Here is an 18,961-nt window from a genome sequence, read left to right on the forward strand (position 1 = left end):
ATGTGCTGAGGCGCGGGGGGGCGTCAGGCCTATCCTGTACGCTCAGGCGCAAATGATAGCGACACTTGCGCACCTTGAATCACCCCGCCGTCGTCCCTGTTGCCCAGGTCGATGCGGGCGCCATGCTCGTCTGCGATTTTCTTGACCACGGCCAGGCCCAGTCCGGTGCCCCGCGCCTTGGTCGTGACATAGGGCTCGAAGGCCCGTTGAAGGATGTTGGCCGCGAAGCCCGTGCCGCTGTCGCTGATGCTCAGGCGCACGCGGCGCGTGGACTCATTCCAGCGCGTCTCTATGGTCACGGGGCCGGGGGGCTGGCCGCTTTCCTGCGCACGCTGGGCCGTGGCGTCCTGGGCATTCTGCAAAAGATTGTGAATGACCTGGCGCAGCTGCTGGCCATCGCCGGAAATCGGCGGGCATTGCGGGTCCAGCACACACTCCACGCGCACTTCGGCGTTCTCTTCACCGTACAGCTGCAGCACGTCGGTCACCAGCGCGTTGAGGTCCAGCGACTGCAGATTGGCGGCAGGCAGGCGCGCGTAGTCGCGGAATTCATCGACCAGGCGCTTCATGGCGCCGACCTGATCGACGATGGTCTTGACGGACTTGGCCAGCAGCGCCTGGTCAGCCGGCTGCAGCTTGTCGGTCAGCCGCATGGCCATGCGCTCGGCCGACAGCTGGATGGGCGTGAGCGGGTTCTTGATCTCATGGGCCACACGGCGCGCGACCTCGCCCCAGGCCTGGGCGCGCTGGGCCGAGACGATCTCTGAGATGTCGTCGAAGACCAGCAGCCGCTGCGCATCGGGCAGTTCCGCACCGCGCATGACCAGGGTGGTGGTGTGCTGGATGACGCCGCCATCGGTGGAGGCATGCAGCTCATGCACCAGTTGCCAGCGATCGCGCCCCTGCTCGCCCAGGAAGAGCGCGAACTGCTCCTGCACGACTTCGCCGAACTGCTCCAGCCCCGGCACCTGGGACAGCGCCCGTCCTTCATGGACGGCCATGGGCGCGCGCAGTATGCGCGTGGCCCCGGGATTGCTCAGGACGATGGCGCCCCGCGCGTCCAGCACGATGACGCCCGATGTGAGGTTGTCGAGGATGGTCTGCAGGTTGCCGCGTGCGGCATCGAGCTGGCCCATGCTGCGGTTGGCCTCGGCGCGCGCATCGGCCAGTTGCTGGGTCATGAGCGCGAAGGAGCGCGTGAGCCCGCCGATCTCGTCGCGCGTCTGCAGCGCCGGCTTGGGCCGCAGGTCGCCGCGCGCCACGTCGCGCATGCCCTGGGCCAGCAGCAGCAGCGGCCTGGCCAGCTGGTTGCCCAGCACGATGGCCAGAACCACGGCGCCGAAGACCGCCAGGAACAGGCTGAGCGTGAGCGTGCCTATGTACATGCGCTGCAGGCCGCCGCGTGCCAGCGCGCGTTCCTGGTATTCGCGGTTGGCGGCCTGCACGGCAAGGGCGTTGGTCACCAGCGCCTGCGGCAGTGCAATGGTGGCCTGCAAATAACGCGGCTCGGTCAGCAGTCCCACGCTGGGGTTGGGAACCACGGCCAGCGTGCGGACCTGGGCATTCGGCGCTGTGGCACCCGGCTGGGCCGTGCCGTCGTCGTCCAGTCCTTCGATGCTGGCCACGGCGCGCTGCTCGCGCAGCGAGCGCAGCATTTGCGCGCTGGGGCGTTCGGGCTGCAGGTTGAAGCGCGACTGGCCTGCGCTGGCGATGGCGCGCAGGCCCGGGAAGTCGCCGCTGCGCGTGGTCTGCGAGGGCCCCATGACGGCAAGCTCCGACGCACTCCAGAGCACGACATCGGTGGCACCCAGCTGGTCGCGCACGCGCTCCAGGATCAGCGCGGCGCCCGCATCGGAGACCTGGGACAGCTGGGCGCCTGCGGTGCGCGTGTTGTTGGCCATGTCGTTGGCCACGGTCTCCAGCGTGGAGCTGGCCAGGCTCACGCCTGCCGACAGCGCACCCTCGACCTGCACGTCGAACCAGCTCTCGATGGAGCGCGAGACGAACTGGTAGGAAACGATGTAGATCAGCAGGCCCGGCACCAGTCCCACCAGCGTGAAGATGCCGGCCAGCTTGAGCAGCAGGCGGCTGCCGAAGCGCCCCCGCTGCAGGCGTATGGCCAGGCGGATGCCGCCCCAGACCAGGATGGCCAGCAGCAGACCGGCCACGACCACGTTGGCGGCGAACAGCCAGTTGTAGTTGCGCTCGTAGTCCAGCCGGTTGTTGGTGGCCAGGGTCAGCAGGAACAGCAGCAGCACGCCGACCAGCCCCATGAGACCGGCGCCCACGCCCACGGCCCAGCGCGTGCCGCGCGACAGGCCGGCCGAGGCCGGCAGGGCCATGCGTTCGTCGGCGTCGGTGTCCCGGTTCATGGCGCGTCTTCCAGCATCTGGGCGCGCGACAGCTGCAGGTTCCAGCCCGAGCGGCCCAGCGCACCGATCTGCAGCGGCCTTGGCAGCTGGGACAGGTCGATGCGAAAGCGCAGCTGCACCGAGACACCCGACTGCGTGGGTGCCGTGTCCATGATTTTCCAGCGCGAGATGCGCCGCATGGAGGACAGCGCATCTTCCAGGGTCTCGAAGGTCTGGCCCAGGGCCAGCCCCAGCCCGGCGCTGGAGAAGGGGGTATTGGAGATGTGCAGGCGCCAGCGGCGTGTCAGCGGCTGGTGGCTGAGGCGGTAGTGGCGGCTGGCGGTGGCCAGTTGCTGATCGGACCAGTACCAGCGCTCACGCTGGACCTGGGCCTCGGCCACGAAGTACATGGGAATGCCCTGGCGCAGCGCGTCGTCGATCTGGTAGGGCAACTCGAACTGGAGATTGGCGGACAGCAGCAGACCATCGTCGGAGCGCTCGAGCTGCATGGATCCGATCTCGGCGGTCAGCGCATCGGCCCTGGCCTGCAGGCCCAGGCCGGCCAGCACGGCGGCCAGCACAAGTGCCCCGGCCAGCCGCGCCAGCAGGCGCAGCCAGGCTGGCGACCTGGTCCGGGGACGGGGGTCAGCGCGTCTTTTGCAGCAAGGCGTAGAAGAAGCCGTCGTGGTCACCCAAAGCATTGTCAGCCAGCATGCCGGCTTTGTAGTCCTTGCCCGGGATTAAATGCCCTGGCGCCGGCAGTGTTCGCGCCTCACTGTTGCGTGCAACAAACGCTTGAACCTGTGCCTCGCCCTCTTGCCTGAAGACCGAGCAGGTGCAGTACAGCAGGCGCCCGCCAGGCTGCAGCAGGGGCCACAGGGTGTCGAGCAGCCGGGACTGGATCTGGGCCAGCTGGTGCACATCGCTTTCGCGGCGCAGCCAGCGCACGTCGGGCTGGCGCCGCACGATGCCCGAGGCCGTGCAGGGCGCGTCCAGCAAGATGGCGTCGAACAGCTGGCCGCCGCATTGCGCCTCGAACCACTGCGCAGGCTGGGACGCATCGGCCACGACCACTTGCGCCTGCAACTGCAGCCTTCCCAGCGTGTCCTCGATGCGCGCGGCGCGCTCGGCGTCTATCTCCAGCGCCGTGACCTGCAGGGTCTGCGGCGCTGCGTATTCCAGCAGGTGGGCCGTCTTGCCACCGGGGGCGGCGCAGGCATCAAGTATCCGCAACGCTCGGCCGGCGGGCTGCTCCAGCCCTTGCAGCAGCAGCGGTGCGGCCAGTTGCGCCGCCGCATCCTGCACGGAGGCCAGGCCCTGGTCGAAGCCCGGCAGGGATTGCACGGGCAAGGCCTGCTGCAGTTGCAGGCCGCTGTCGGCCACGGCAAGCGATGGCACGTCCATGGCCTGCAGCGCCGCCTGGTACTGCGCGCGGTCTGCCCTTTGGCGATTGACGCGCAGCGTCATCGGCGGCTGCTCGTTGTTGGCCTGCAGGATGGCCTGCCAGTGATCGGGATGGTCCTTGCGCAGGCGGGCAATCCACCAGGCGGGATGGTTCCAGACCGCCTGCGGCTGGGCTTCGGTGGTGGCGACCAGGGCATCGCGCTCGCGCAGAAAGCGGCGCAGGCAGGCGTTGACAAAGCCGGACTGCGCGCGGGTCGGCCCCTGCTTGGCCGCTTCCACGGCCTGGTTGACCAGGGTGAACGGCGGGTATGGCGCGCGAGATTCATCCCAGGCCAAGGCCAGGGCGGTGTTCAGCAACGCGCTGACGCGCGGCGGCGGGTTGCGCGAGGCCAGCTGCTTTTGCAGCGCCTGGGCACGGCCCAGCTGGCGCAGCACCTGGAACAGCAGGGCCTGCACACCGGGACGCAGCGGCTGCGGCACACGCGCCAGCACGCTGCGGCTGGACTGGCCTTCGAGCACGGCCTGCAGGCATTGGGCGACGGCGTCGAGCTGCTGCCAAAGAGGAGGTGCGGCCGGTGCGGCATGCGCCTGCGAGGGCGCCGCAGCGCGGCGCGGGGAAGAATGCGTGCGTTGGTTCATGTTCCACTTTCCTGCACCTTGCTGGGCGCAGGTTCGACCAGCAGGCTGCGCACCGGGCGAAAGCCCAGCAGCCAGGCCAGCAGCCTGGCCGGATATTGCGCGATGGCGGCGTTGTAGCGCTCGGTCGCGGCGTTGAATTGCTGCAGTCCCAGGCGGTTGCGCACCTGGTGCTCGGTCCAGCGCTGCTGCCAGGGCTGCAGCGGATCGGGGTCCGGCGACGGGGTATCTGATGGCGCAGCGCCAGTGCCAGCGGCGCCGGCGCCGGTGTCAACGGCGACCTTGGTCATGGCCTGCCAGGCCACCTCCAGCGCCGAGCAGGCATGCTCCAGCGAGGCCAGCGCGCTCTCGCGCAGCGGCCGGCCACGGGCATCGACCAGCGCCGCCTGCAACTGCGCGGCGGTCTGGTGCAGCGCGGCCTGGGCATGCACAAGGGCGGGGCTTTGGCCTTCGCCCTTGGGCTGTGCCTCGAAGGCCTGCAGCATGGCATGCCACTGGCCCAGGTATGCATCGAGCGTACCGAACTGCTGCACGCAGCCGCTGCGCAGCCGGGCCAGCCGGTTGTATGCGCCGACGGCCCAGAACACCAGCAGTGCCAGCAGCATCCATTCAAGAGACAAGGACCACATCGTCTGCAATGGCCCGGCCGGAAGCTGGTCCGGCCGAACTCTGGTTATTCCCAAAGAAAAACGCTCCCGCCTGCGCAGGGCAGGCCGGGAGCGTCACATCATCAAGCACTTGCGCCATGCACTGCTCTAGGAGACAGCATGTCCCAACAAGAGGGACGCCGAGCAAGGGCCGCCCCCGCAGCGAGGGCGTCGTCCCCCTCCCGCGTAGCGAGAGAGGGGGAAGCGGCACAGCCGCTCAGGGGGTGACACCGCCTATCAGTCAGCGGAAGCGTCACCGGCGACGGCAGCCACGCCAGCGTCGTCGTCAGCCATCACACCGGCCAGTTCGGCCGCTTCGGCGTCGGCGATGGCGCGGCGCTCTGCGTCGTCCATGGCGTCCTTGGCCTTGCGCGCCTGGTGGTATGCCAGACCCGTGCCAGCGGGGATCAGGCGACCCACGATGACGTTTTCCTTCAGGCCACGCAGCTCGTCGCGCTTGCCCATGATGGCAGCCTCGGTGAGCACGCGGGTCGTTTCCTGGAACGACGCGGCAGAGATGAAGGAGTCGGTCGACAGCGATGCCTTGGTAATACCCAGCAGCACGTTGGAGTACGTGGCAGGGATCTTGCCTTCGCGCTGCAGCGCCTCGTTGGTATTGAGGATCTCCGAACGCTCGACCTGCTCGCCAGCGATGTAGGTCGAGTCGCCGGTGTTCTCGACCACGACGCGGCGCAGCATCTGGCGAACGATCACCTCGATGTGCTTGTCGTTGATCTTCACACCCTGCAGGCGGTAGACGTCCTGCACTTCATCGACGATGTAGCGCGACAGCTCCTCGATGCCCAGCAGGCGCAGGATGTCCTGCGGATCGGCCGGGCCGTCGACGATGGACTCACCCTTGTTGACCACCTGGCCTTCGTGCACCAGGATGTTCTTTTCCTTGGGCACGAGTTCTTCCCAGACCTTGCCATCCAGATCGGTGATCTGCATGCGCACCTTGCCCTTGGTTTCCTTGCCGAAGGAAATGGTGCCGGTCATCTCGGCCAGCGTGCCCTTGTCCTTGGGCGTACGGGCTTCGAACAGCTCGGCCACGCGGGGCAGACCGCCGGTAATGTCTCGGGTCTTCTGGCCTTCGACAGGGATACGGGCCAGCACTTCGCCGGGGCCCACGTCCTGGCCGTCACGCACCTGGATCAGCGCGCCAACCTGGAAGCCGATCGTCACCGAGTGGTCGGTGCCGGGGATCTTGACTTCCTGGTTGTTGGCATCGATCAGCTTGACCTGGGGACGCACGACCTTGGCAGAGCCACGGCGCTTGGGATCGATCACCACCAGCGTGGACAGGCCGGTCACTTCATCGACCTGCTTGGCCACGGTCAGGCCCTCTTCCACATTCTCGAAGCGCACCTGGCCGGCGTACTCGGTAATGATGGGTCGGGTCAGCGGATCCCAGTTGGCCAGGATCAGACCGGCCTTGACCTGCTGGTCGGGCCTGACGGTCAGCACGGCACCGTAGGGCACCTTGTGGCGCTCACGCTCGCGGCCGTTGTCGCTGATGACGATTTCGCCCGAACGCGAAATCACGACCAGCTCACCCTTGGTGTTGCTGACGTAGCGCATCGTGCTGTTGAAGCTGATGGAGCCGTTGGACTTGGCTTCCACGCTCGAGGCGATGGCAGCGCGCGAAGCGGCACCACCGATGTGGAAGGTACGCATGGTCAGCTGCGTGCCGGGCTCGCCGATGGACTGGGCGGCGATCACACCCACGGCTTCGCCGAGGTTGATCAGGCCGCCGCGGCCCAGGTCGCGGCCGTAGCACTTGGCGCACAGGCCGTAGCGGGTTTCGCAGGTCAGCGCGGTGCGGACCTTGATCTCGTCCACGCCTTGCGACTCCAGCTCGTCGATCACGTCTTCGTTGAGCAGCGTGCCTGCGGGCAGCAGCACGGCCAGCGTCTCGGGATGCACGACGTCCTCGGCCGTGGTACGGCCCAGCACGCGGTCGCGCAGCGATTCGATGACTTCACCGCCTTCGACGATGGCGCGCATCAGTGCGCCATTGCTCGTGCCGCAATCGTCCTCGTTGACCACCAGATCCTGCGTCACGTCCACCAGACGACGCGTCAGGTAGCCGGAGTTGGCCGTCTTCAACGCCGTGTCGGCCAGACCCTTTCGGGCGCCGTGGGTGGAGATGAAGTACTGCAGAACGTTCAGGCCTTCACGGAAGTTCGCCGTAATGGGCGTCTCGATGATGGAGCCGTCAGGCTTGGCCATCAGGCCACGCATGCCGGCCAGCTGGCGGATCTGCGCGGCCGAGCCGCGGGCGCCGGAGTCGGCCATCATGTAGATGGCGTTGAACGATTCCTGCTCGACTTCGTTGCCGTGGCGGTCGATGACCTTTTCCTTGGCCAGCTGGGCCATCATGACCTTGGAGACTTCGTCGCCGGCCTTGCCCCAGATGTCCACCACCTTGTTGTAGCGCTCGCCAGCGGTCACGAGACCGGAGACGTACTGCTGTTCGATCTCCTTCACCTCGGCTTCGGCACGGCCGATGATCTCGGCCTTTTGCGGCGGCACCAGCATGTCGCCGATGGCGATCGAGATGCCGGCGTGCGTGGACAGGCGGAAGCCGTTTTGCAGCAGCTTGTCGGCAAACACCACCGTGGCCTTCAGACCGCACTTGCGGAACGAGGCATTGATGAGCTTGGAGATCTCCTTCTTCTTGAGCGCCTTGTTCATGTGGCTGAACGGCAGGCCCTTGGGAAGGATCTCGGACATCAGGGCGCGGCCCACGGTGGTTTCCACCAGGCTGGTCGAAGGCTCGAACTCGCCGGAGTCCTTGTTCTTCGTCCACTCGGTCAGGCGAACGCTGATCTTGGCGGCCAGCTCGACCTGCTCGGCGTCCAGCGCGCGCTGCACTTCGCCGATGTCGGCGAAGACCATGCCCTCGCCCTTGCCGTTGATGCGCTCGCGCGTCGCGTGGTACAGACCCAGCACCACGTCCTGCGAAGGAACGATGGAGGGCTCGCCCGATGCGGGGAACAGCACGTTGTTGGAGGCCAGCATCAGCGTGCGGGCTTCCATCTGTGCTTCCACCGACAGCGGAACGTGGACGGCCATCTGGTCACCGTCGAAGTCGGCGTTGAAGGCCGCGCAGACGAGCGGGTGCAGCTGGATGGCCTTGCCTTCGATCAGGATGGGCTCGAAGGCCTGGATGCCCAGGCGGTGCAGCGTGGGAGCACGGTTCAGCATGACCGGGTGCTCCTTGATGACCTCTTCGAGGATGTCCCACACCACGGGCGTGCCGGATTCCACTTCCTTCTTCGCCGCCTTGATGGTGGTGGCGATGCCGCGCTGCTCGAGCTGCGCGAAGATGAAGGGCTTGAACAGTTCCAGCGCCATCAGCTTGGGCAGACCGCACTGGTGCAGCTTGAGGTACGGACCCACCGTGATCACGGAACGGCCCGAGTAGTCCACGCGCTTGCCCAGCAAGTTCTGGCGGAAACGGCCGCTCTTGCCCTTGATCATGTCGGCCAGCGACTTCAGGGCACGCTTGTTGGCGCCCGTCATGGCCTTGCCACGGCGGCCGTTGTCCAGCAGCGAGTCCACTGCTTCCTGCAGCATGCGCTTTTCGTTGCGCGCGATGATTTCCGGAGCCTTCAGCTCCAGCAGGCGGCGCAGACGCGAGTTGCGGTTGATGACGCGGCGATACAGGTCGTTCAGGTCGGACGTTGCGAAGCGGCCGCCGTCCAGCGGCACCAGCGGACGCAGGTCCGGGGGCAGCACGGGCAGCACTTCCATGACCATCCAGCCCGGCTTGATGCCGGACTTCTTGAACGCTTCCAGCAGCTTCAGGCGCTTGGCGTTCTTCTTGACCTTGACTTCGGAGCCGGTCAGGTCGCCGCGCAGGCGCTCGGTCTCGACGTCGATGTCGATGCCTTCGAGCAGGTCCTTGATGCCTTCGGCGCCCATCTTGGCTTCGAACTCGTCACCGTACTCGGTGCGCTTGGCCTCGTAGTCGTCCTCGGTCATGATGCTGAACTTCTTCAGCGGGGTCATGCCGGGGTCGGTCACCACGTAGGCTTCGAAGTACAGCACGCGCTCGATGTCGCGCAGCGTCATGTCGAGCACCAGGCCCAGACGCGACGGCAGCGACTTCAGGAACCAGATGTGGGCGCAGGGCGCAGCCAGGTCGATGTGGCCCATGCGCTCGCGGCGCACCTTGGTCTGGGTCACTTCGACGCCGCACTTCTCGCAGATCACGCCGCGGTGCTTGAGGCGCTTGTACTTGCCGCACAGGCACTCGTAGTCCTTGATGGGGCCAAAGATCTTGGCGCAGAACAGACCATCGCGCTCGGGCTTGAACGTGCGGTAGTTGATGGTCTCGGGCTTCTTCACCTCGCCGAAGGACCAGGAACGGATCTTCTCGGGAGAAGCCAGACCGATCTTGATGGCATCGAAATGCTCATCGGGCGTGAATTGCTTGAACAGGTCGAGTAGAGATTTCATAAGACTCTTTCCCTTTTCAATATTTAAGAACGCTCAAGCTCGATGTCGAGGCCCAGGGAGCGGATTTCCTTGACCAGCACGTTGAACGACTCGGGCATGCCTGCCTCGATGGCGTGCTCGCCCTTGACGATGGATTCGTACACCTTGGTACGGCCCACCACGTCGTCGGACTTCACGGTCAGCATTTCCTGCAGCACATAGGCGGCGCCGTAGGCTTCCAGCGCCCACACTTCCATTTCCCCGAAACGCTGGCCGCCGAACTGGGCCTTGCCGCCCAGGGGCTGCTGCGTCACCAGAGAGTACGGACCCGTGGAGCGGGCGTGCATCTTGTCGTCGACCAAGTGGTGCAGCTTCAGGTAGTGCATGTAGCCGATGGTGGTCGGACGCTCGAAGCGGTCACCGGTGCGGCCGTCATACAGGTAGGCCTGCGTGCGGCTTTCGGTCAGGCCCTTGCGCTCCTTCAGCTCTTCCGGATATGCCAGATGCAGCATGTCCTGGATTTCCTGCTCGGAAGCGCCGTCGAACACCGGCGTGGCAAACGGCACGCCCGTGGTCAGCGCCTGCGCCATGGACACGATCTCGTTGTCATCGAGCTGGGCCAGGTCTTCCTTGCGGCCGCGCGAGTTGTAGATCTCTTCCATGAAGGCACGGATTTCGGCGGCACGGGCTTCCTGCTGCAGCATGTCGCCGATGCGCTGGCCCAGGCCCTTGCCGGCCCAGCCCAGATGCACTTCCAGCACCTGGCCGATGTTCATGCGCGAAGGCACGCCCAGCGGGTTCAGCACGATGTCGGCAGTGGAGCCGTCGGCCATGTAGGGCATGTCCTCGACCGGAACGATCTTGGAGACCACGCCCTTGTTGCCGTGGCGGCCGGCCATCTTGTCGCCGGGCTGCAGGCGGCGCTTGACGGCCAGGTAGACCTTGACCATCTTGAGCACGCCAGCGGGCAGCTCGTCGCCCTGGGTGAGCTTCTTGCGCTTTTCTTCGAAAGCCAGGTCGAAGCTGTGGCGCGTCTGCTCCAGCGAGTTCTTGATGGACTCAAGCTGGGTGGCGACCTCGTCCTCTGCAGGACGGATGTCGAACCAGTGGAACTTCTCCACGCCGTCCAGGTAGGCCTTGTCGATCTTGGCGCCCTTGGCCAGCTTTTGCGGGCCGCCGTTGGCCACGCGGCCATTGAGCAGCTTCTCGATACGGTCGAAGGCGTCGGCCTCGACGATGCGCAGCTGGTCGTTCAGGTCCAGGCGGTAGCGCTTGAGTTCATCGTCGATGATCTGCTGGGCACGCTTGTCGCGCTGGATGCCTTCACGGGTGAAGACCTGCACGTCGATCACGGTGCCTTGCGAGCCCTGGTCCACGCGCAGCGAGGTGTCCTTCACGTCGGAAGCCTTCTCGCCGAAGATGGCGCGCAGCAGCTTCTCTTCAGGCGTCAGCGTGGTCTCGCCCTTGGGCGTGACCTTGCCGACCAGCACATCGCCGGGCTGCACTTCCGCACCCACGTAGATGATGCCGGACTCGTCCAGGCGGTTGAGCTGCTGCTCGGACAGGTTCGGGATGTCGCGCGTGATTTCCTCGGCACCGAGCTTGGTGTCGCGGGCCATCACCACGAGTTCTTCGATATGGATCGAGGTGTAGCGGTCTTCGGCCACCACGCGCTCGTTGATCAGGATCGAATCCTCGAAGTTGTAGCCGTTCCAGGGCATGAAGGCGATCAGCATGTTCTGACCGATGGCGATTTCGCCCAGGTCGGTCGATGCGCCGTCGGCCACCACGTCACCCTTGGCCAGCTTGTCGCCACGCTTGACGATGGGACGCTGGTGGATGTTGGTGTTCTGGTTGGAACGCTGGTACTTGATGAGGTTGTAGATGTCCACGCCGACTTCGCCGGCCACGGCTTCCGCATCGTTCACGCGGACCACGATGCGCGTTGCATCGACATAGTCCACGATACCGCCGCGGGTTGCCGTCACCACGGTGCCGGAGTCCACTGCCGCCACGCGCTCGATGCCCGTGCCCACCATGGGCTTTTCGGGACGCAGCACAGGCACGGCCTGACGCGACATGTTGGCGCCCATCAATGCGCGGTTCGCGTCATCGTGCTCCAGGAACGGAATCAGCGAGGCAGCCACCGACACGATCTGTGCGGGCGACACGTCCATGTACTGAACGCGCTCGGCCGACACCAGGGTCGAATCACCCTTTTCGCGCGCCGACACCAGGTCGCCGATCAGGCGGCCTTCGGCATCCAGCTCGGCATTGGCCTGGGCGATGATGTACTTGCCTTCCTCGATGGCCGACAGGTAGTCGATCTCCATCGTGACCTTGCCGTCGGCCACGCGACGGTAAGGCGTCTCGATGAAGCCGTACTCGTTCAGGCGGGCGTACAGGGCCAGCGAATTGATCAGGCCGATGTTCGGGCCTTCAGGCGTTTCGATAGGGCAGACGCGGCCGTAGTGGGTCACGTGCACGTCGCGCACTTCGAAGCCTGCGCGCTCGCGCGTCAGACCGCCCGGGCCCAGGGCCGAGACGCGACGCTTGTGCGTGATTTCGGCCAGAGGATTGGTCTGGTCCATGAACTGCGACAGCTGCGACGCACCGAAGAATTCCTTCAGGGCGGCCGAAATCGGCTTGCTGTTGATCAGGTCATGGGGCATCAGCGGCTCTTGCTCGGCCTGACCCAGACGCTCCTTCACGGCCTTCTCGATACGTGCCAGGCCCGTGCGGTACTGGTTCTCGGCCAGTTCGCCCACGCAACGCACGCGGCGGTTGCCCAGGTGGTCGATGTCATCGACCTCGCCCTTGCCGTTGCGCAGATCCACCAGGATCTTGACCACGGCCAGGATGTCCTCGTTGGACAGCACCATGGGGCCGGTGGCGCCATCGCGGCCGACCTTGGCGTTGAACTTCATCCGGCCAACGCGCGAAAGGTCGTAGGTGTCGGGGTTGTAGAACAGGCGCTGGAACAGGGCCTGCACGGCGTCCTCGGTCGGCGGCTCGCCGGGGCGCATCATGCGGTAGATGGCCACGCGCGCAGCGAACTCATCGACGGTTTCGTCGGTGCGCAGGGTCTGCGAAATGTAGGCGCCCTGGTCCAGCTCGTTCGTGTAGATGCACTGCAGATCCTGGATGCCGGCGCTGCGCAGCTTCTTGAGCAGGGACTCGGTCAGCTCTTCGTTGGCCTTGGCGATGATCTCGCCAGTGTCCGGATCGACGATGTTCTTGGCGACCACGCGGCCGATCAGGAAATCTTCGGGGACGCTGATGAACTTGGTGCCCGACTGCTCCAGCTCACGCGTGTGGCGAGCAGTGACGCGCTTGTCCTTGGCGACCACGACCTTGCCCGACTTGTCGGTGATGTCGAAGCGCGCGACCTCGCCGCGCAGGCGCTCGGGGACGAACTCCATCTGCGCGCCCGAATCCATGAGGCGGAAGTTGTCGTTGACGAAGAAATTGGCCAGGATCGATTCCGGCGTCAGGCCGATGGCCTTCAGCAGAATGGACACGGGCATCTTGCGACGACGGTCGACGCGGAAGAACAGCAGGTCCTTGGGGTCGAACTCGAAGTCCAGCCACGAGCCGCGGTAAGGAATGATGCGTGCCGAGAACAGCAGCTTGCCCGAGCTGTGGGTCTTGCCCTTGTCGTGTTCGAAGAACACGCCAGGCGAGCGGTGCAGCTGCGAGACGATGACGCGCTCGGTGCCGTTGATGATGAACGAGCCCTTGTCGGTCATCAGGGGCACTTCGCCCATGTAGACCTCTTGCTCCTTGACTTCCTTGACCACCTTGGACTGCGAGGTCGAAGACTCACGGTCATAGATGATCAGCTGAACCTTGGCGCGCACGGCAGAGGCGAAGGTCAGACCACGGGTCTGGCACTCGCGCACATCGAAAGCAGGCTTGGCGAGGTTGTACTCGACGAACTTCATCTCCACAAAACCGTTGTGGGAGACGATGGGGAAGGCAGAGTTGAAGGCCGCTTGCAGGCCTTCGATGGTGCGTTTTTTGGGGGCTACATCTGCCTGCAAGAATGCGGTATATGCATCTTTTTGCATCTGCAGCAGGTAAGGCACTTCGAGCACGCTGTCGCGGCTCCCGAAGCTTTTGCGGATTCGCTTGCGTTCGGTGTAAGAATAGGCCATGAGATCTCCGGGCAAAGACATGAGTCCTGGGTCTGCGACGACTGCCCCACATGGAAAGCTCCCTGCGGGCTTGGCGGTTGGCCACTACCAACCATGGCTGACGGCGATGCGTTGCACATCGCCCGAACCAAGGCATCTTCTGCTGTCGGGTTGTCAGAAGACACTAGAAAACAGGCTGCTCCAGACCGCTTTCTAGTGTGCTCTATGGATACGCTCTCCACAAGCGCCAAAGGCTGGAGGCCCTTTTTCGGAGCCTCCAGCCCTTGAGGGGACTGAATTACTTCAGTTCAGCCTTGGCACCGGCTTCCACCAGCTTCTTCACAGCGGCTTCAGCGTCAGCCTTGGCAACGCCTTCCTTGACGTTCTTGGGAGCGCCGTCGACCAGGTCCTTGGCTTCCTTCAGACCCAGGCCGGTGATTTCACGCACGGCCTTGATGACGGAAACCTTGTTCGCGCCGGCTTCGGTCAGCACAACGTTGAACTCGGTCTTTTCTTCTGCAGCAGCAGCGCCGCCAGCAGCGCCACCAGCAGCGGGAGCGGCCATGGCGGCAGCGCTCACGCCGAACTTCTCTTCAATGGCCTTCACCAGGTCATTGAGTTCCAGGACCGTCATGCCGTCGAGCGCGGTCAGAAATGCGTCTTTATCGAATGCCATTTTGATTTCCTAACAATATTGGTTAACTGCCGCGCGCTCAGGCTGCGACTGCTTCGGCTGCCGGTTCTTCGGCAGAGCCTTCGCTCTTCTTTGCCGCCAGGGCGCCCAGCACAACGGCCGTACGCGAGATAGGCGACATCAGCAAGCCACACAGTTGTGCCAGCAGAACTTCCTTCGAGGGGATGTTCGCCAGTTGCTTCACACCGTTCACGTCCAGGGCCTTGCCTGCAAACGCACCACCGCGGATCACCAGCTTGTCGTTGGTTTTCGCGAAGTCGGCCACCACCTTGGCGGCAGCCACTGCGTCTTCAGAGAAGCCATAGATCAGAGGGCCGGTCATCTGGTCGGCGACAACGTCGAACTGGCTGCCAGCCACAGCACGGCGGGCCAGCGTGTTCTTCAACACGCTCAGGCTCACACCCTTGCTGCGGGCGTCAACGCGCAGTTTGGTCATGTCGGCGACCGTGATGCCGCGGTATTCCGCGATCACAAGCGTTTGAGCTTTTGCGGCGAGGCTGGTCACTTCATTGATGACCGCTTCTTTCTCACTGCGATTAAGACTCAAGGTCTACTCCTTCAAATGCACACTCGGGGCAGGCCCCTCATGCGCGCTCTTGTTGCAGCGACCAACTGTTTTGGAAATGCATCCATCTGCAGCGGGATCGCCATCTGCGTTGGCCCCTGAGGTTTAAGTGCCGCAAGGCACACCAACGGTCTTGGATGACCCGGCGCATCGCTGCGCCGGCCCACCACTGAGGCAGCCCGCAAGCCGCCTCAAGATTTCTTGGCTATCAGGCCGAGATGGTTTGCGTGTCGACGCGAACGCCCACACCCATGGTCGACGAAACAGCCACCTTGCGCAGGTACAGGCCCTTGCTCGAGGCGGGCTTGGACTTGTTCAGGGCGTCGATCAGCGCAGCCAGGTTGCCTTGCAGCTTCTCGTTGTCGAACGAGCGGCGGCCGATGGTGGCGTGGATGATGCCGGCCTTGTCGACGCGGTATTGCACCTGACCAGCCTTGGCGTTCTTCACGGCCGTGGCCACATCGGGAGTCACCGTACCCACCTTGGGGTTGGGCATCAGGCCGCGCGGGCCCAGGATCTGACCCAGCGTACCGACGACGCGCATGGCGTCGGGGGCAGCGATGACCACGTCGAAGGGCATGTCGCCAGCCTTCACGCGGGCAGCCAGGTCGTCCATGCCGACCACGTCGGCGCCAGCAGCCTTGGCTTCTTCAGCCTTGGCGCCTTGGGCGAATACGGCCACGCGGGCGGTCTTGCCAGTGCCGTGGGGCAGCACGACGGCGCCACGAACCACTTGGTCAGACTTCTTGGCGTCCACGCCCAATTGCACGGCCACGTCGATGGATTCATCGAACTTGGCGGTGGCGGCTTCCTTCACCAGCGCCACGGCGTCGGCGAAAGCGTACAGCTTGGTGGACTCCACCTTGCCCTGGAGAGCCTTTTGCTTCTTGGTCAACTTGGCCATTTACACACCCTCCACAATCACGCCCATCGAACGGGCCGAACCAGCCAGCGTACGCACGGCGGCGTCGACGTCAGCAGCGTTCATGTCCTTCAGCTTGGTGTTGGCGATCTCTTCCAGCTGAGCGCGGGTGATCTTGCCGACCTTGTTCTTCAGGGGGTTGGAGGAGCCCTTGTCCAGCTTGATGGCCTTCTTGATCAGCACAGTCGCCGGAGGCGTCTTGATGATGAAGGTGAAGCTCTTGTCGGCAAAGGCCGTGATGACCACGGGCAGGGGCAGGCCGGGCTCGACACCTTGGGTCTGGGCGTTGAACGCCTTGCAGAATTCCATGATGTTGAGGCCGCGCTGACCCAGCGCAGGACCGATCGGAGGAGAGGGATTGGCCTTACCAGCTGGCACTTGCAGCTTGATGAAGCCGACGATTTTCTTCGCCATTGAATGCTCCTTGCGGGTATAGCGCCGCCGGCCCAACCAAGAATAGTTGCAGCCGGCAGCTCCCCGGGGGTTAAAAGACTCTTGCTGACACGCCCTGCACCGAGCCTAAAAATGCAGAGCCAGAGATTGTAAGCGGTAACTCAGGTTTTTTCAACCTGGGCAAATTCAAGCTCGACCGGCGTAGAGCGACCGAAGATCATCACCGAGACGCGCAGGCGGCTCTTTTCGTAGTTGACCTCTTCGACCGAGCCATTGAAGTCCGTGAAGGGGCCTTCCTTGACACGCACCAGTTCGCCGGGCATGAATTCGATCTTGTGGCGCGGCTTGTCCGTGCCTTCCTGCATCTGGCTGACGATCTTGCGCACTTCCTCTTCGGAGATCGGTGCGGGGCGGTTCTTGGCACCACCCACGAAACCCGTCACCTTGCTGGTGTGCTTGACCAGGTGCCAGGTGTCGTCGTCCATGACCATCTCGACGAACACGTAGCCAGGGAACAAGCGGCGTTCGGTGGTACGGCGCTGGCCGTTCTTCATCTCCACCACTTCCTCGGTGGGAACCAGGATGCGGCCGAACTTGGACTGCATGTCCGAACGCGCGATGCGCTCGATGATGTTGCGCTCCACGGCCTTTTCCATGCCGGAGTAGGCATGGACGATGTACCAGCGCAGATCCGGATTGGCAGGCGTTGCCCCTCCGTCGTTCACACCTGTTTCGACAGCATCCATTACTTCCTCCAGCCCAAAATCAGGTCATACAGGACCCACTCCAGCGTCTTGTCCGTGAACCACAGGAACAAGGCCATGATGACCACAAAGCCGAAGACGTACAAGGTCATCTGCATGGTCTCCTTGCGCGTCGGCCAGACGACCTTCTTGACTTCGCGCCAGGCATCCTGCGCAAAGCTGACGAAACGCTTTCCGGGCTCGGAAACAAGGAACGTGCCAGCAGCCGCAGCCAGACCGACCAGCAGCACCAGCCACTGAACGATGGGACCTTGCTTGCTCAGCAGATAGAAACCTGCGATCGCAGCAACGACTAAAGCCGCGACTGCGGCAAGCTTGGCTTTGTCAGCTCCGGAGCTGACCGTTTCAACCTGAGTAGTGGCCATAATCCATTTCTAATGCGCATTTTTTGCGCAACGCCAAGACACCGAAGCCCGCTTTGGGGCGGGCTCGTTGCGATTCCACCATCAGGTGGCAGGGGCAGTAGGAATCGAACCTACAACCTTCGGTTTTGGAGACCGACGCTCTGCCAATTGAGCTATACCCCTACGAATCAATTAGGCAATGATCTTGGCAACCACGCCAGCGCCCACGGTACGGCCGCCTTCGCGGATAGCGAAGCGCAGACCTTCTTCCATGGCGATGGGGGCGATCAGCTTGACGGTGATCGACACGTTATCGCCAGGCATCACCATTTCCTTGTCGGCGGGCAGCTCGATGGAGCCGGTCACGTCGGTCGTGCGGAAATAGAACTGGGGACGGTAGTTGTTGAAGAACGGAGTGTGGCGACCACCTTCGTCCTTGGACAGCACGTACACCTCAGCCGTGAAGTGGGTGTGGGGCTTGATGGAGCCGGGCTTNGCAATGATCTTGGCAACCACGCCAGCGCCCACGGTACGGCCGCCTTCGCGGATAGCGAAGCGCAGACCTTCTTCCATGGCGATGGGGGCGATCAGCTTGACGGTGATCGACACGTTATCGCCAGGCATCACCATTTCCTTGTCGGCGGGCAGCTCGATGGAGCCGGTCACGTCGGTCGTGCGGAAATAGAACTGGGGACGGTAGTTGTTGAAGAACGGAGTGTGGCGACCACCTTCGTCCTTGGACAGCACGTACACCTCAGCCGTGAAGTGGGTGTGGGGCTTGATGGAGCCGGGCTTGCACAGCACTTGGCCGCGTTCCACGTCTTCACGCTTGGTGCCGCGCAGCAACAGGCCCACGTTGTCGCCAGCTTGGCCTTGGTCCAGCAGCTTGCGGAACATTTCCACGCCGGTGACGATGGTCTTCTGGGTGTCGCGGATACCGACGATTTCGATTTCTTCGCCGACCTTGATGATGCCGCGCTCAACGCGACCAGTCACCACGGTGCCACGGCCGGAGATCGAGAACACGTCTTCCACGGGCATTGCGAAGGCACCGTCCACAGCGCGCTCGGGCGTGGGGATGTAGGTGTCCAGGGCTTCAGCCAGACGCAGGATGGCGGGCTCGCCCTTGTCGCTTGCGTCACCTTCCAGGGCCAGCTTGGCCGAGCCGCGGATGATGGGGGTGTCGTCGCCGGGGAAGTCGTACTTGGCCAGCAGCTCGCGCACTTCCATTTCGACCAGCTCCAGCAGCTCTTCGTCGTCCACCATGTCGCACTTGTTCAGGAACACGATGATGTAGGGCACGCCCACCTGACGAGCCAGCAGGATGTGCTCGCGGGTCTGGGGCATCGGGCCGTCAGCGGCCGAGCACACCAGGATAGCGCCGTCCATCTGAGCAGCGCCGGTGATCATGTTCTTGACGTAGTCGGCGTGGCCGGGGCAGTCAACGTGAGCGTAGTGGCGGTTGGCCGTTTCGTACTCGACGTGGGCGGTGTTGATCGTGATGCCGCGGGCCTTTTCTTCAGGTGCTGCGTCGATCTGGTCGTAAGCCTTGGCTTCGCCGCCGAACTTCTTGGACAGAACGGTGGCGATGGCAGCCGTCAGGGTCGTCTTGCCGTGGTCCACGTGACCGATGGTGCCCACGTTGACGTGGGGCTTGGT

13 protein-coding genes and 1 tRNA gene are annotated in these 18,961 nt (G+C 64.1%); all 14 read right to left on the bottom strand.

Annotated features, from left to right (window positions below):
• Window positions 1-29: 29 nt before the first annotated feature.
• Window positions 30-2,372: a sensor histidine kinase gene (locus HFGMBDPB_RS27005; RefSeq protein WP_126313041.1), complete on the bottom strand. Its 2,343-nt coding sequence runs from the start codon at window positions 2,370-2,372 to the stop codon at window positions 30-32.
• Window positions 2,369-3,052, bottom strand: a complete 684-nt coding sequence (locus HFGMBDPB_RS27010) for a DUF4390 domain-containing protein (protein WP_016450395.1) — start codon at window positions 3,050-3,052, stop codon at window positions 2,369-2,371. Before HFGMBDPB_RS27010 ends, HFGMBDPB_RS27005 begins: the two co-directional genes overlap by 4 nt.
• The gene (gene rsmB / locus HFGMBDPB_RS27015; protein WP_212646639.1) at window positions 2,997-4,394 is read right to left on the bottom strand and encodes a 16S rRNA (cytosine(967)-C(5))-methyltransferase RsmB; all 1,398 of its coding nucleotides are present in this window, start codon (window positions 4,392-4,394) and stop codon (window positions 2,997-2,999) included. Before rsmB ends, HFGMBDPB_RS27010 begins: the two co-directional genes overlap by 56 nt.
• Entirely contained in the window at window positions 4,391-5,020 is a 630-nt protein-coding gene (locus HFGMBDPB_RS27020) for a LemA family protein (RefSeq protein ID WP_212646640.1), read from the bottom strand. Before HFGMBDPB_RS27020 ends, rsmB begins: the two co-directional genes overlap by 4 nt.
• 255 nt (window positions 5,021-5,275) lie before the next feature.
• Window positions 5,276-9,505, bottom strand: a complete 4,230-nt coding sequence (gene rpoC, locus HFGMBDPB_RS27025) for a DNA-directed RNA polymerase subunit beta' (RefSeq protein ID WP_016450392.1) — start codon at window positions 9,503-9,505, stop codon at window positions 5,276-5,278.
• 23 nt (window positions 9,506-9,528) lie between these two features.
• Window positions 9,529-13,641, bottom strand: coding sequence for a DNA-directed RNA polymerase subunit beta (rpoB, locus tag HFGMBDPB_RS27030; protein WP_016450391.1), 4,113 nt, complete (start codon window positions 13,639-13,641; stop codon window positions 9,529-9,531).
• Window positions 13,642-13,918: 277 nt separating this feature from the next.
• Window positions 13,919-14,296, bottom strand: coding sequence for a 50S ribosomal protein L7/L12 (gene rplL, locus HFGMBDPB_RS27035; RefSeq protein WP_012202441.1), 378 nt, complete (start codon window positions 14,294-14,296; stop codon window positions 13,919-13,921).
• A 37-nt stretch (window positions 14,297-14,333) separates the two neighbouring features.
• The gene (gene rplJ / locus HFGMBDPB_RS27040; protein ID WP_016450390.1) at window positions 14,334-14,861 is read right to left on the bottom strand and encodes a 50S ribosomal protein L10; all 528 of its coding nucleotides are present in this window, start codon (window positions 14,859-14,861) and stop codon (window positions 14,334-14,336) included.
• 226 nt (window positions 14,862-15,087) lie between these two features.
• The gene (rplA, locus tag HFGMBDPB_RS27045; protein WP_016450389.1) at window positions 15,088-15,783 is read right to left on the bottom strand and encodes a 50S ribosomal protein L1; all 696 of its coding nucleotides are present in this window, start codon (window positions 15,781-15,783) and stop codon (window positions 15,088-15,090) included.
• Window positions 15,784-16,215, bottom strand: coding sequence for a 50S ribosomal protein L11 (rplK, locus tag HFGMBDPB_RS27050; protein WP_012202438.1), 432 nt, complete (start codon window positions 16,213-16,215; stop codon window positions 15,784-15,786).
• 140 nt (window positions 16,216-16,355) lie between these two features.
• On the bottom strand, window positions 16,356-16,940 hold the full coding sequence (nusG, locus tag HFGMBDPB_RS27055) for a transcription termination/antitermination protein NusG (RefSeq protein ID WP_016450388.1): 585 nt from the start codon (window positions 16,938-16,940) through the stop codon (window positions 16,356-16,358).
• Complete coding sequence (gene secE, locus HFGMBDPB_RS27060) at window positions 16,940-17,323, bottom strand: preprotein translocase subunit SecE (protein ID WP_012202436.1); 384 nt, start codon at window positions 17,321-17,323, stop codon at window positions 16,940-16,942. Before secE ends, nusG begins: the two co-directional genes overlap by 1 nt.
• Before the next feature lie 86 nt (window positions 17,324-17,409).
• Window positions 17,410-17,485, bottom strand: a tRNA-Trp gene (locus HFGMBDPB_RS27065).
• Between the two features lie 9 nt (window positions 17,486-17,494).
• On the bottom strand, window positions 17,495-18,961 hold a 1,467-nt coding region (gene tuf, locus HFGMBDPB_RS27075; RefSeq protein WP_502757483.1), incomplete at its 5' end, for an elongation factor Tu.

This window comes from Delftia sp. PE138, from assembly GCF_018320755.1.
Lineage (GTDB): Bacteria > Pseudomonadota > Gammaproteobacteria > Burkholderiales > Burkholderiaceae_C > Comamonas > Comamonas tsuruhatensis.